The sequence below is a fragment of the Sphingomonas sp. ABOLE genome (assembly GCF_003950455.1).
Lineage (GTDB): Bacteria > Pseudomonadota > Alphaproteobacteria > Sphingomonadales > Sphingomonadaceae > Sphingomonas > Sphingomonas trueperi.
In genome coordinates this window covers 120300-134304 of sequence record NZ_QQWY01000001.1, presented here as the reverse complement: position 1 = coordinate 134304, position 14005 = coordinate 120300, and the positions used below count along the sequence as shown (strand labels likewise).

Below are 14005 nucleotides of genomic sequence, written 5' to 3'. Positions count from 1 at the left end.
CGGCTCAGTCCTTTTCGGAGTCGCCGTCGCGCTTCGGCTTCTTGCCGTTGAGCCGGGCGTTGCTCTCCAGGGCCACCTTGATCATCGCGACCATCGGATCGGCCAGCGCCAGCCCGAGCACGCCGAACAGCGTGCCGGCGAGGATCTGCGAGGAGAGCGTCAGCGCCGGCGGCAGGTCGACGGTACGCTTGGCGACCATCGGAATCACCACATAGCCGTCGAAATTCTGCACGGCGAAATAGATGATGATCGCCCAGATGCCGGTTTCCTGGCCGGCGCTGAAGCCCACGGCGGCCATCAGCACGCCCGAGATGATCGCGCCGACATTGGGAATGAACGCCAGCACGCCGGTGATGATGCCGAGCAGCAGCGCCATCGGCACGCCCGCGACGCTCAGCAAGATCCAGGTCAGCACGCCTTCGAACAGCATCCCGAGCAGGCGCCCGGCCAGCAGCCGTCGCATCGTCGTCGCCATGCCGCCCAGCATGTGCGCGAAGGCGTGGCGCTGGTCGAGCGGGACCATCCACTGCAGCCCGCGCTCGTAGATGCGCGGCTCCAGCGCGATGAACAGGCCCAGGATCAGGATCATGACCATGCTGGTCACCGCGCCGATCGCGGTGCCGACCGCGCTGGTCAGCTTGCCCACCGAGCCCAGCGCCTCGCGCAGCATGCCGTTGATGTCCGAACGGCCGGGCATCAGCCCCATGTCCGAGGCCCAGCGCGCGACGCGATTGGCCTGCGCCTCCAGCGTGGTGCGTAGTTGCTCGGCCTGCTCGGAGATCTGCATGCCCGTACGGTAGAAGACGAGGCCGAAGAACGCGAAGACGAGGAGCAGCACCAGCCCGATGCGCAGGCCGCGCGGGATCGGCAGCACCTTGCCGAGCAGCCGCGCGCCGCCATCGAGCATCGAGGCGAAGACCAGCCCCGCGAAGATGATCAGCAGCGGCTGGACCAGCAGCACGATCAGCGCGATGCCGACCGCCAGACCCAGCCACACCGTGGCCTTCCTGAATTCGGCGCGGGTGGCGGGGTCGCGAAACTCGTTCGGGCCCGGCTCGCGCACGACGCGGACGTGCGCGGATTCCAGCGGATCGTTGCTCATTGTTCCTCGTGGGTAGGGTGCAGCGAAATGCCGAACCGATCGCCGCGGAAACCCGTGAACCAGGTCAGCGGGTTCCATGTCGACGAGCCGTCGCGCGAAAAAGTGATGAACTCGGCGCGCCCGCCGATATTTTCCCACGGCACCGGCCCGCCCAGCCCGCCCTGTTCGAGGCTGAAGCGGCTGTCGGCACTGTTGTCGCGATTGTCGCCCATCAGGAACACATGGTCCTTCGGCACCACGGTCGGCGGGAAATTGTCGCCGGCGGAGTCGCCCAGGTCGGCGATGTCATAGCTGGCGCCGTTCGGCAGCGTCTCGCGGAACAGCGTCAGGCTGCAATAGGCCTTGCCCTGGTGGACGACGCGGCGGCCCTCGTAGAAGATCGATCCGCCGCGCTCGGGATCGGGATCGCAGCGGGTGTTGCCGTCGATCGGCACCAGCCGCTCGCCCAGCGCCTCGCGCGGGACCGGCTTGCCGTTCAGCCAGACGCTTCCGTCGCGCACGGCAATGGTGTCGCCGGGCAGGCCGATCACGCGCTTGATATAGTCGGTGCTGTGCTGCGGCGGGGTGACGATGACGATGTCGCCGCGCGCCGGCAGCCGGCCGAGGATGCGCCCGGGGATCGGCGGCAGCAGATGAAAGGTCGGCGTGACGAAGGAATAGCCGTAGGGATATTTGCTGACGATCAGCTGGTCCCCCACCCGCAGCGTGGGCAGCATCGATTCCGAGGGGATGTAGAAGGGCTTGGCGATCAGGCTGTGGAAGGCGAGCACCCCCAGCACCAGCCAAACGAGGCCGCGCAGTTCGGCCCACCAATCGGTACCCTGGCGTGTAGCGCTCTGGCGTCGCTCGCTCCGCTTGCTGCTCAACGCCAGTTCGTCCGCCCCCATTACATTTCCTTTTCCGCCGGCACGGCTTCGATCATCACCATCGCGAACGCCCAGGGCATGTCGTCCGTAAGCGTCAGGTGCACCTTGGCCACGTGTCCCGGTGGCGTCATGGCGTCAAGTCTCGCCTTGGCCCCGCCAGTCAGCGCGAGCGTGGGTGCGCCAGACGGTGCATTAACCACGCCGATATCCTTCATGAACACGCCCCGGCTGAACCCGGTTCCGACCGCCTTGGAAAATGCCTCCTTGGCCGCAAAGCGCTTGGCGAGGGTGGGCGCGTAATTGTGCGGGCGCTTGGCGGCCTTGGCGAGCTCGACCTCGGTGAACACGCGCTGCTCGAAGCGCGTGCCGTAGCGATCGAGCGAATTGCGGATCCGCTCGATGTTGCAGAGGTCGGAGCCGAGACCGAGGATCACGGCAAACTTCCTCCCCGGCACGGGGAGGGGGACCATTCGCGCAGCGACTGGTGGAGGGGCCGCGCCGGAGACGCGGTGTCCCGAAAGGCGCAGGATCTACCGCTGCTGCGCGGCGGCCCCTCCAACACGCCTTCGGCGTGGTCTCCCTCCCCGTGCCGGGGAGGATTGAAGGAAAACCTCACCGCGCCGAGTCCATCAGCGCGCGCATCCGCTGCACCACCGGCCCGAGGCCATCGAAGATCGCCTCGCCGATCAGGAAATGGCCGATATTGAGCTCCATCACCTGCGGGATCGCGGCGATCGGCACCACGTTGTCGAAGGTGAGGCCGTGCCCCGCATGCGGCTCGATGCCGTTGCGCGCGGCCAGCGCCGCCGCGTCGGACAGCCGCTTCAGCTCCACCGCGAGATCCTCGCCTTCCAGCTCGGCATAGCGGCCGGTGTGCAGCTCGACCACGGGCGCACCAAGCCTGATCGCCGCGTCGATCTGGCGCGCCTCGGGCTCGATGAACAGCGACACACGGCTGCCATTGTCGCGCAGCCTGGCGACCATCGGCGCGAGCAGGTCGAACATACCGGCGGCATCCAGCCCGCCCTCGGTCGTCCGCTCCTCGCGCTTCTCGGGCACGATGCACACGGCGTGCGGACGGTGCTTCAGCGCGATCGCCAGCATTTCCTCGGTCGCGGCCATTTCCAGGTTGAGCGGCACGGTGAGTTCGGTCGCCAGCCGGGCGATGTCGCCGTCGGTGATGTGCCGGCGATCCTCGCGCAGGTGCGCGGTGATCCCATCCGCCCCCGCCTCGGCCGCGAGCAGCGCCGCGCGCACGGGATCGGGATAGCCGCTGCCGCGCGCGTTTCGCACGGTCGCGACATGGTCAATATTGACCCCGAGGCGCAGCCTGCCGGTCATGCGGTGATCGCCCGGCTCCCGGGCTTGACCGCCGGGATCGCCGCCAGCTCGGGGGGCAGCTGGTCCGCCGGATAGGCCGGCACGTCGAGCTTGGTCAGCGAAATCAGCGGCACGCCGACATCGGCCTTGCCGTTCGAGCGATCGACGATGCAGGCCGCACCCACCAGCGTGCCGGGATGCTTGCGGATCGCCGCGATGCACTCGCGCGAGGAGAGCCCGGTGGTGACGATGTCCTCCACCATCACCACCCGCGCGCCTTCGGGGATCTCGAAGCTGCGGCGCAGCTGGAACTCGCCGTCCTCGCGCTCGACGAACACTGCCTTGCAGCCGAGCGCGCGCGCCGTCTCATAGCCGGGGATGATGCCGCCGATCGCGGGCGAGACGACGATGTCGACCTCGCCGAAGGTCTCGCGAATCAGCTTGCCGAGCGCGCCGCACACCCGCTCGGTGCGGACCGGATCCTCGAAGATCCGCATCTTCTGGAGAAATACGGGAGAGCGCAAACCCGAAGACAGGATAAAATGCCCCTCAAGCAACGCACCTGCGTCGCGAAATTCGTCGAGGATGGCGTCTCCGGTCAATGTCTGGGCTCCTGAAGTCAACGGTGGAACGATCCTTTAAGTGGCGGGGGCTGCTACCGCAACCGCACGCGAAAAAGGTTGAGCATGGCCTTTTCCCAGCTATACCTTTGGTTCAAAGGGCCGCTAGGATGCCCCGGTTGTGCGTTCCTGGAGAGGGGTGACAACACCATTATGCGCAGTTTCTTGGTACCGACGATCCTGCTGGCCACCGGGCTGGCCTTCGCTTCTCCGGGACTGGCGCAACCCGCCGCCCCGGCCCCTGCCGCATCGCCGGCCGCCGCTGCAGCGCCTGCCGCACCCGCCCCCAAGGTTGCCGACCCTACGCTCGATGCTGCCGGCAAGCCGCTGCACACCGCCGTGCCCGGTGTCGGCGAGCCGGTCGACAAGGCCTTCTCGCTCCAGCAGCAGGTGACCCCCACCGGCCAGGAAGCACACTGGTTCCACAACGTGATCCTGCTGCCGCTGATCACGATCATCTCGATCTTCGTGCTGCTGCTGCTGGTGTGGGTGATCATCCGCTATCGCCGGGCGGCCAACCCGACGCCCTCGCGCACCAGCCACAATACCGCGATCGAGATCGTCTGGACGCTGGCGCCGGTGCTGATCCTGGTCGCGATCGCGATCCCGTCGATCAAGCTGCTCGCCGCGCAGTTCAAGCCCGCGCCGAAGAACGCAGTGACGCTCAAGGCGATCGGTAACCAGTGGTTCTGGTCGTACGAATATCCGGATAACGGCAACATCCAGCTGACCGCCAACATGCTCAAGGAAGAGGGGCAGGTCGGCAAGGATCAGCGCTATCGCACCGATGCCGACGGCCCCCGCCTGCTCGCCACCGACCAGCGCGTGGTGCTGCCGGTCGGCGTACCGATTCGGCTCGTGACGACCGCGACCGACGTGATCCATAGCTGGGCGGTCCCCGCCTTCTGGATCAAGCTCGACGCGATCCCCGGGCGCCTCAACGAGACGAGCTTCATTATCCAGAAGGAAGGCGTGTATTTCGGCCAGTGCTCCGAACTGTGCGGCGCGCGCCACGCCTATATGCCGATTGCCGTGGAGGCGGTGAGCCCGGCCAAGTTCGCGCAATGGGTCGCCTCGAAGGGCGGCACCATGCCGGGCGCCGCGGCCGAGCCGGCGAGCACCACCGCCATGGGCAACGATGCGACCGACGCCACCGCCAACGGCGCGATGGAGAACGCACCCACCGTCGACGCCACCGCCACGCCGGCACCGTCCAACCAGCCTGCGACCGCGAACCCCGCCGGCGCCGGCAACACGGGCAACTGAGCCATGACCGATACCGCGCTCCCCTATTCCGCCGCGCACGACCATGCGCATGGCGACCATGACGCCGATCACAAGCCGAGCTTCTTCGCGCGCTGGTTCATGTCGACCAACCACAAGGACATCGGCACGCTCTACCTGATCTTCGCGATCTTCGCGGGGATCATCGGCGGCGCGATCTCGGGCATCATGCGCGCCGAGCTGATGCAGCCGGGCATCCAGTACCTGCCCTGGTGGGTCGCCAAGCTGCACGGCGAAGGCACGTTCGACGAGGCGATGCACTTCTGGAACGTGCTGATCACCGCGCACGGCCTGATCATGGTGTTCTTCATGGTGATGCCGGCGATGATCGGCGGCTTCGGCAACTGGTTCGTGCCGATCATGATCGGCGCGCCGGACATGGCTTTCCCGCGGATGAACAACATCTCGTTCTGGCTGACCGTGGCGGGCTTCATCCTGCTGATGCTCTCGCCCTTCGTCGGGGTGGGTGCCGGCACCGGCTGGACGGTCTATGCGCCGCTCTCCACCTATGGCGAACCGGGGCCGTCGGTCGATTTCGCGATCTTCTCGCTCCACCTTGCGGGCGCGGCGTCGATCCTCGGCGCGATCAACTTCATCACGACGATCTTCAACATGCGCGCGCCGGGCATGACACTGCACAAGATGCCGCTGTTCGCCTGGTCGGTGCTGGTCACCGCCTTCCTGCTGCTGCTGGCGCTGCCGGTGCTGGCGGCGGCGATCACCATGCTGATCACCGATCGCAACTTCGGCACCGCTTTCTACGATCCGCAGTACGGCGGCGATCCGGTGCTCTACCAGCACCTGTTCTGGTTCTTCGGCCACCCCGAAGTGTACATCATGATCCTGCCGGGCTTCGGAATCATCAGCCACATCATCGCGACGTTCAGCCGCAAGCCGGTGTTCGGGTATCTCGGCATGGCCTATGCGATGGTGGCGATCGGCCTGGTCGGCTTCGTCGTCTGGGCGCACCACATGTTCACCACCGGCCTGCCGGTGCAGGTGAAGATGTACTTCACCGCCGCGACCATGGTGATCGCGGTGCCAACCGGCGTGAAGATCTTCTCCTGGATCGCGACGATGTGGGGCGGGTCGATCAGCTTCAAGACTCCGATGGTCTGGGCGATCGGCTTCATCTTCATGTTCACCGTCGGCGGCGTGACCGGCGTCGTCCTCGCCAATGGCGGCGTCGACGACTATATGCAGGACACCTATTACGTCGTCGCCCACTTCCACTATGTGCTGTCGCTGGGCGCGGTGTTCAGCCTGTTCGCGGGCTTCTATTACTGGTTCCCGAAGATGACGGGCAAGATGTACAGCGAGCTGCTCGGCCAGATCCACTTCTGGGTGTTCTTCGCCGGCGTGAACCTGCTGTTCTTCCCGATGCACTTCCTGGGCCTGCAGGGTATGCCGCGCCGCATCCCCGACTATACCGACCAATATGCCTATTGGAACCACACGGCGACCGTCGGCTACATGATCATGGCGGCGGGCATGGCGGTGTTCTTCGTCAACGTCATCTACTCGCTGCTCGCGGGCAAGAAGGCGGAAGCCAATCCCTGGGGCGAAGGCGCGACCACGCTCGAATGGACGCTGTCGAGCCCCCCACCCTTCCACCAGTTCGAGACGCTGCCCAAGATCGACTGATCCGGCCGCAGCCGAACGACAAAAGCCCCGGGGGAAACCTCCGGGGCTTTTTCTTTGGTCAGAACCGCGTCGACGCCGTCACCCGGAAGCTGCGGGGTGCGCCGGGCGTGGTCCACACATTCGCGTAGGAACTGGCGATGTAATACGCATCGAACAGGTTATCGACATCCGCCCGCAACGTGAGATGGTCGTTCACCGCGACGCTCAGATTGGCCCGCGCGATCGTATAGGCGGGCAATCGATAGCTGGTTCCAAACGGATCCCCCGCCCGCGCGCCGACATGCGTCACCCCGCCGCCCAGCGCCACCGGCCCCAGCGTCTTCTGCACGAACAGGCTGCCCATGTCGCTCGGCACGTTGCTGAGCGCGGTGCCGATCAGCGCGGTATTGGCATCGTTGCGCACCTTGGCATCGAGATGGGTGTAGGTGCCGGTGACGAGCAGGTCGTTCGCCACCTTCCAGTTGAGCTCGAGTTCGCCCCCGCGCGAGCGCTGGCGCCCGATCTGCGTCTTGACGAACGGATCGACCGCATTGGGATTGAGCACGTTGCGCTTGATCATGTCGAACAGCGCCGCCTGGCCGGTCAGCCGTTGGCCGAACAGCGCGAACTTCACCCCGCCCTCGATCGACTGGCTGCGCTCGCCGTCGAAGCTGGTCGTGCCGTCCGACGGGTTGAGCCGCAGCGATTCGCCCCAGCTGGCGTAGAGCGCGATCGCGTCACTCGCCCGCCAGGTCAGCGCCGCGCGCGGCGTCACCCCCTTGTCGACCGTCTCGAAGCGGCGATTGGTCAGCCGGTTGATCACGGACTCGCGGAAGCTGTTCCACCGCGCGCCGAGCAGCAGCGTGAACGGCCCCGCCCCGATCAGGTCCTGCGCATAGACGCTCTCGCTGCGGAAGCGGCTGTCGCGGCTGGCGAAGGGCGGCGGCACCGGCAGCGCGGTGGTGGCATAAACGGGATCGAACAGATCGATCGGCAGCAGCGGCCGGGTCGGCGTGCCGCGGGCGCGGTTCAGCACGAAGTCGATATGGTAGCGGACGCGGTCGGCGCCGACTCGCAGATCATGCGTCATGCCGAACAGCGTAATCTTGGCAGCCAGCTCCGCGCGGAGCGACAGGTCGTTCCAGGCAAAATCGTGATAGCGCCGGTCGCGCCCGGCGGTGCGCCCGTCCGCCTGCAGGCCTCGGGGGCCGAAATCGACCATCGTGCCGAAGCCGCGCAGCGATCCGTCGCGCTGGCTGGCACCCAGCTCGAGCCGTACGTCCTTGGTCAGGTCGGCGAACAGGCTGCCCTGCTGCCAGAAGCCGTTCTGCACGATGTGCCCGTCGCCGGGCTCACCGAGAAAGGTGCGGCGGTCCATCGCCCGCGCATTGCCACCTACCGCGACGATGCCGCGGTCCAGCACGCTGGTGTTGCGCATATATTCGGCCTGGTAGAGCAGCCGCAGCCCCGCCGCCGGCGCCCAGGCGAGCGACGGCGCGATCAGCCGGCGCGAGCCGTCGACATGGTCGCGGAAGCTGTCATGCCCCTCCGCCACGCCGATCAGTCGGGCCGAGAGCCCCTGGGCGAGCGGCCCGGTCACGTCGGCGCTCGTCCGCCAGCTGTTCCAGCTGCCCGCGCTCAGATCGGCGCTGCCCTGGAAGCGATCGAGCGGCGCCTTGGTGACGAGGTTGATCGCCCCGCCCGGCTCGCCGATGCCCGACAGCGCCGCGGTGGCGCCCTTGAGCACCTCGACGCGCTCGATCGTCGCCGCGTCGATCGGCGCGTTGAAGCCGAAATTGCTGCTGAAGCGATTGATGCGGATATCCGGCCCGGCATTCTCGTCGCCGGCAAAGCCGCGGATCGACACCTTGTCCCAGAGCCCGCCGAAATCATTCTGCCGCGCGACGCCGCCGGAAAGATCGAAGAGATCGCCGAGTCGCGTCGGGTTGACCGCATCGATCAGATCGCGATCGAGCACGCGGACCGATTGGGGATAGGTGAAGGCGGGCACGTCGGCACCGAGGATGCTGGCATTGGCGGTGCGCCCGGTGACGACGATATCGTCCTCTCCCTGCAACGCCTGCGCCGCCGCGGGCATGGCGACGCCGCTGGCCAACGCGGCCAGCAGGATGCTGTGCCGGCGAAGGGAGGATAGGTTCATTGGATGCGCCCCGATGCAGATATTCTCGTTGGGCGGCCGCATAGGCGTATTAATAATCAGTTGCAATAGCATGTGTCACCACGCGGCACACCGGCACCGAATCGGCTGGCCTCGCCGCGACGATGGGCGCATCAGCGGTTTCGGTAACTTCTATCCGCTATCCTGCACGACGCCCCCGGACGCGTCGCTCGCGCGTTTGCTCGTTGGTCCGGTAGTATTTTGGAGACGTCGATGCGCAGCCCCTATGCCGACTGGATGAAGATCGGCCTCGACAGCTGGATGCTGGGCATCGAGGCCTCGACCGTGATCGGGATGCGGCTGACCAAGCTTGCTGCCGGCGGCCCCGGCGCGACGGCCGAGGCACAGCGCATGGTCGCCGAGAAGATGCAGGCCGCCTGGGAGCTTCAGGTCGCCGCCGCCACCGGCCGGCTGGGCAGCACGCCCGAGGCGCAGGCGAGCAAGACGCTGCGGCATTATCGCCGCAAGGTGCGGGCCAACGCCAAGCGACTCGGCTGACCTCTTTCGCCCGCCGGGCGCGCGCCGTATATCGGGAACGATGATGTCCGTGACCAACGCCAATCCCGCACTGCCCGCCGATTGGCGCGATTTCCTTGCCCTCACCAAGCCCCGGGTGATGACGCTGGTCGTCTTCACCGGGCTGTGCGGCATGCTCGCAGCACCCGTGCCGATCCACCCGGTGCTCGGCTTCACCGCGATCCTGTGCATTGCGCTCGGTGCCGGTGCCGCGGGCGCGCTCAACCAATGGTACGAGGCCGATCTCGACGCCAAGATGAAGCGGACGCAAGGGCGCCCGCTACCCGCGGGCCGGATGGACCGCCAGTCGGCGCTGCATTTCGGCGTGGGGCTCGCGGTGTTCAGCCTGGTGCTGATGTATGTCGCGATCAACCTCGTCGCGACGCTGATCCTCGCCGTCTCGATCCTGTTCTACGTGTTCGTCTACACGATCTGGCTCAAGCGCCGGACGCCGCAGAACATCGTGATCGGCGGCGCGGCCGGCGCCTTCCCGCCGCTGATCGGCTGGGCGGCGGCGACGGGCAATGTCGCGACGCTGCCGGTACTGCTGTTCGCGCTGATCTTCCTGTGGACGCCGCCGCATTTCTGGGCGCTCGCGCTGTTCGTGAAGACCGATTACGCCAATGCCGGCGTGCCGATGCTCCCGGTCGTCTCCGGCGAGCGCACCACGCGCATCCAGATCGGCCTCTACACCCTGCCGATGATCGCCGCCGCCGCCGCGCCCTGGCCGCTGGGGCTGAGCGGCATGGTCTATGGCCTCACCGCCGCGGTGATGTCCGGCATCTTCCTCGCCATGGCGATCCAGGTCGCCACCCGCCGCACCGAACCGGAAGACCGTATGATCCCGGAAAAGCGGCTGTTCAAATTCTCGATATTGTATCTGTTCGTGCTATTTGGTGCGCTCGTGATCGACAGGTGGATCGGATGAACGATTCCCGCGGAGAGGATGGTAACGACATGCCGGCATCGGAACTGGAGCTGATCCGCGCGCGCCAGCGATCGCGCGCCCGGGTGATGGCGCTGCTGCTCGGCGGCTTCGTCGTGCTGGTGTTCGCGATCTCGATCGTGAAGATGCAGCTCGGGCACGGCGGATGAGGATCAGCCGCAACCTGCGCGTCGGCCTGATGGGTGCCGTGCTGGTGTGCGGCATGACCGGGCTGGGCTTTGCCGCGGTGCCGCTCTACCGGATGTTCTGCGAGGCGACCGGGCTCAACGGCACCACCCAGCGCGGCCTGCGCGCACCCGGCGCCACGGGGCAGAAGATTACGGTGGCGTTCGACAGCAATGTCAGCCCCAAGCTGTCGTGGAAGTTCGCGCCCGAGCGGCGCGAGGACACAATCGACATCGGCGGCCGCGACATGGCCTTCTTCACCGCCACCAACACCTCCAACCGGCCGCTTACCGGCACCGCGACGTTCAACGTCACGCCGGCACAGGTCGGCAAATATTTCACCAAGATCCAGTGCTTCTGCTTCACCCAGCAGACGCTGCAGCCGGGCGAGACCGTCCGCATGCCGGTGATCTTCTTCGTCGACCCGAAGATTCTCAACGATCCCGACGCGCGCGACGTCGAGGAGATCACCTTGTCCTATACATTTTATCCAGTGGATTCGCCGAAGACACCAAGCTAGCATCGCGCAAAATAGAGAGAGGATTGGGATACGCCCATGGCTGGAGCAAAGAACCACCAGTATCATATCCTGCCGCCGAGCATCTGGCCGCTGCTGGGCTCGCTGGGCGGGCTGGTCCTCGCCTCGGGCGCCGTGATGTGGATGCACAAGATGGCGAACGGAACGCTGGTGCTGACCACCGGCTTCCTGCTGGTGCTGCTCACCATGTTCGGCTGGTGGGGCAAGGTGATCCAGGAGGCGCATGCCGGCGATCACACCCCGATCGTCCAGCTCCATCTGCGCTACGGCATGATCCTGTTCATCGCCTCCGAAGTGATGTTCTTCGTCGGCTGGTTCTGGGCCTGGTTCGATTTCGCGCTCTTCCCCTCCACGGTTGAGGCAGTCGGCGGCACCTGGCCGCCCAAGGGCATGGAGGTGCTCGATGCCTGGCAGTTCCCGCTGCTCAACACGCTGATCCTGCTCTGCTCGGGCTGCACCGTCACCTGGGCGCATCACGGCCTGATCCACAACGAGCGCGGCGGCGAACTGCGCGGGCTGTGGGGCCTGATCGGCGTGGGCGAGAACGACACGGTGAAGAAGGGCCTGTGGCTCACCGTGGTGCTCGGCTTCATCTTCAGCTGCCTCCAGGCGTACGAGTATATGGAGGCCCCCTTCCCCTTCAAGGCGGCGAGCGAGGGCGGCTCCAGCTATGGCGGCGCCTTCTTCATGGCGACGGGCTTCCACGGCTTCCACGTGATCGTCGGCACGATCTTCCTGGTCGTGAACCTGGTGCGCGCCTATCGCGGCGACTTCACCCCCCGCCAGCATTTCGGCTTCGAGGCGGCGGCTTGGTACTGGCACTTCGTCGACGTCGTCTGGCTGTTCCTGTTCGCGTCGATCTATGTCTGGGGCGGTTGGGGCGCGCCGGTCCACGCCGGCTGACGTGGCCGCACCGACACCCGATCCCACAGGGGGCGGCAGCGTTGCGTTGCCGCCCCCGATCGCATCGGGCCTCTACGGCTGCTGCCCGCGCTGCGGCGCCAGGACGCTGTTCCGCAGCTTCACCGCCTTTTCCGAGCGTTGTTCCGCCTGCGGGCTCGATTTCACGAAGTTCAACGTCGGCGACGGGCCGGTGGTGTTCCTCACCCTCGGCATCGGCGCGCTGGTGACGATCCTGGCGCTATGGGTGGAGTTCAGCTTCTCCCCGCCCGTCTGGGTCCATCTGCTGCTCTGGCCGCCGGTCACGCTGGCGATGGTGGTGGGATCGCTGCGCGTGGCCAAGGGGCTGCTGCTCGCGCTCGAATTTCGCAACCGGGCCCATGAGGGCCGAATCGCCGAGGACTGACATGCGCGGCGTGCCCCTGATCCCTACCCTGCTAGTCGGCCTCGCCGTCGCGGCGATGATCGCGCTCGGCTTCTGGCAGCTCGACCGGCGGGCGCAGAAGGAGAGCGCGCTGGCGGTGTTCGCCGCCAACACGATGCAGCCGACGATCACGATCGAGAGCGGCGCGGCCGATGCCTCGCTGCTGTTCCGCCATGCCCGTTCTGCCTGCCAGTCGGTCACCCGCTGGGCGCGCCAGGGCGGGCGGGGGGTCCAGGGCCTGCAGGGCTGGCGGCAGATCGCCACCTGCCGCACCCATGCCGACGCGACATTGCTGGTCGACATGGGAGTGACCCGCGACCCGATGTTCCGCCCGCACTGGCCCGGCGGGGTGGTGAGCGGCACCCTCACCCGCGCGCCGGACCACCGCCCGCTGATCGCCGGCATCTTCGATTCCGCACCCCAGCCGCTGATGCTGGTCTCCGACCAGGCAGCGCCGGGGCTGGAGCCGAGCGCCCCGCCCGACATCGCCAGCGTGCCCAACAACCACCTCGCCTATGCGGTGCAATGGTTCCTGTTCGCCGGCGTGGCGATCATCATCTACGTCCTGGCACTGCGCCTGCGCGCCCGCGGCGCGCCCGAGCCGCGAATCCGCTAACGCCCGGCTATCCTCTGCAGCGTGCGTCCCGCCGCGCAGATGGGTGGACGCGGCCGCACCGCACGCTAAGGGAAGGGCAAGGCAAGCGAACCTTGGAGCGGCACGCATGAACGATCAGGTTTCCCAGGGCTATGGCGCGGTCGCCGCTACCGCCGAGACGGGCTGGCTGACCACGTCGTTCGTCCTCATCGCGCTGGGCGCGGCGCTGGCGGTGTTCATCCTGATCTGGGGCACGCGTCTGGCGATCCGCCGCCGCAAGGCCCGCGAGGAACTGGACGAGCGCGGCGAGCTCGAAGTCGTCGATCCGGCCAAGCCGATCGAGCCTCCCTCGGTGACGACCAGCGCGCCCGAAGTGCCGGCACCCATGCCCGCGCCCGGCCCGCTCGCCGACGAGCCGATTGCGGCCGCCGCGCCGATCGCGGCCCCATCGGCGGCGCTCGCGGCGGATACCAATGCCCAACCGGCGCCTGTCGCGCCCGCACCTGTGGAAGCGGCGCCCGCAGCGGGCGGTGACGATCTCACCCGGCTGAAGGGCGTCGGCCCCAAGCTGGCCGCACGGCTCAACGAACTCGGCATCACCCGTTTCGCCCAGCTCGCCGCGCTCGACGAGGCCGGCGCCAAGGCGCTCGACGCCCAGCTCGGCAGCTTCCAGGGCCGCATGACCCGCGACCGCTGGATCGACCAGGCCCGCTTCCTCGCCGAGGGCGATAGGGCGGGCTATGAAGCGGTGTTCGGCAAGCTTTGATGCCAGGCCGCACTGATAATAGCCATCGCTACTCCCAAACCGTCACCCCGGCGAAAGCCGGGGCCCATTGGGGTCTCGCCTGAAGCTCTTGCAGCGGCCGAGAGGCGGATGGACCCCGGCTTTCGCCGGGATGACGATCTTCGGGGCACTGGCGAGAGCGC

At 67.1% G+C, this 14005-nt stretch carries 16 protein-coding genes; 10 read left to right on the top strand and 6 right to left on the bottom strand.

Annotated elements, in window-relative coordinates:
• Positions 1-4: 4 nt before the first annotated feature.
• From CA234_RS00665 to pyrE, 5 genes are all read right to left on the bottom strand, one after another.
• Positions 5-1102 (bottom strand): AI-2E family transporter, encoded by a 1098-nt coding sequence (locus CA234_RS00665; RefSeq protein WP_125975956.1) that lies wholly within the window; start codon positions 1100-1102, stop codon positions 5-7.
• A complete protein-coding gene (gene lepB, locus CA234_RS00660) occupies positions 1099-1989 on the bottom strand; it encodes a signal peptidase I (protein ID WP_126000634.1) in 891 nt (296 codons plus the stop codon). Before lepB ends, CA234_RS00665 begins: the two co-directional genes overlap by 4 nt.
• Positions 1989-2402 (bottom strand): holo-ACP synthase, encoded by a 414-nt coding sequence (acpS, locus tag CA234_RS00655; protein WP_125975961.1) that lies wholly within the window; start codon positions 2400-2402, stop codon positions 1989-1991. Before acpS ends, lepB begins: the two co-directional genes overlap by 1 nt.
• 178 nt (positions 2403-2580) lie before the next feature.
• Positions 2581-3309, bottom strand: coding sequence for a pyridoxine 5'-phosphate synthase (locus CA234_RS00650; protein WP_125975963.1), 729 nt, complete (start codon positions 3307-3309; stop codon positions 2581-2583).
• On the bottom strand, positions 3306-3890 hold the full coding sequence (gene pyrE, locus CA234_RS00645) for an orotate phosphoribosyltransferase (RefSeq protein ID WP_125975965.1): 585 nt from the start codon (positions 3888-3890) through the stop codon (positions 3306-3308). Before pyrE ends, CA234_RS00650 begins: the two co-directional genes overlap by 4 nt.
• Before the next feature lie 171 nt (positions 3891-4061).
• On the opposite strand from pyrE, the gene coxB reads away from it, so the two are divergent.
• Both coxB and ctaD read left to right on the top strand, forming a co-directional pair.
• Positions 4062-5174 (top strand): cytochrome c oxidase subunit II, encoded by a 1113-nt coding sequence (gene coxB / locus CA234_RS00640; protein ID WP_126000633.1) that lies wholly within the window; start codon positions 4062-4064, stop codon positions 5172-5174.
• Positions 5175-5177: 3 nt separating this feature from the next.
• Positions 5178-6836, top strand: coding sequence for a cytochrome c oxidase subunit I (ctaD, locus tag CA234_RS00635; protein WP_121072043.1), 1659 nt, complete (start codon positions 5178-5180; stop codon positions 6834-6836).
• Positions 6837-6894: 58 nt separating this feature from the next.
• Here the strand turns inward: ctaD and CA234_RS00630 are convergent, their stop codons facing one another.
• A complete protein-coding gene (locus CA234_RS00630) occupies positions 6895-8976 on the bottom strand; it encodes a TonB-dependent siderophore receptor (RefSeq protein ID WP_125975969.1) in 2082 nt (693 codons plus the stop codon).
• A gap of 231 nt (positions 8977-9207) precedes the next feature.
• Here CA234_RS00630 and CA234_RS00625 point away from each other — a divergent pair, with 231 nt between their 5' ends.
• The 8 genes from CA234_RS00625 (at position 9208) to CA234_RS00595 (ending at position 13844) form a co-directional block, all read left to right on the top strand.
• Positions 9208-9492 (top strand): hypothetical protein, encoded by a 285-nt coding sequence (locus tag CA234_RS00625; protein WP_121072049.1) that lies wholly within the window; start codon positions 9208-9210, stop codon positions 9490-9492.
• 40 nt (positions 9493-9532) lie between these two features.
• Entirely contained in the window at positions 9533-10438 is a 906-nt protein-coding gene (locus CA234_RS00620; protein WP_125975971.1) for a heme o synthase, read from the top strand.
• Complete coding sequence (locus CA234_RS24200) at positions 10435-10605, top strand: hypothetical protein (protein WP_164521665.1); 171 nt, start codon at positions 10435-10437, stop codon at positions 10603-10605. The genes CA234_RS00620 and CA234_RS24200 overlap by 4 nt, the downstream gene beginning before the upstream one ends.
• A complete protein-coding gene (locus tag CA234_RS00615; protein ID WP_126000632.1) occupies positions 10602-11141 on the top strand; it encodes a cytochrome c oxidase assembly protein in 540 nt (179 codons plus the stop codon). Before CA234_RS24200 ends, CA234_RS00615 begins: the two co-directional genes overlap by 4 nt.
• Before the next feature lie 36 nt (positions 11142-11177).
• Positions 11178-12062 carry a cytochrome c oxidase subunit 3 gene (locus CA234_RS00610; protein ID WP_125975975.1) on the top strand — a complete coding sequence of 295 codons (885 nt, stop codon included), beginning with the start codon at positions 11178-11180 and terminating at the stop codon, positions 12060-12062.
• A 1-nt stretch (position 12063) separates the two neighbouring features.
• Positions 12064-12465, top strand: coding sequence for a DUF983 domain-containing protein (locus CA234_RS00605; protein WP_241213118.1), 402 nt, complete (start codon positions 12064-12066; stop codon positions 12463-12465).
• Between the two features lies 1 nt (position 12466).
• Positions 12467-13099: an SURF1 family protein gene (locus CA234_RS00600; RefSeq protein WP_125975979.1), complete on the top strand. Its 633-nt coding sequence runs from the start codon at positions 12467-12469 to the stop codon at positions 13097-13099.
• A 106-nt stretch (positions 13100-13205) separates the two neighbouring features.
• Complete coding sequence (locus CA234_RS00595) at positions 13206-13844, top strand: hypothetical protein (RefSeq protein ID WP_125975981.1); 639 nt, start codon at positions 13206-13208, stop codon at positions 13842-13844.
• Positions 13845-14005: the final 161 nt, after the last annotated feature.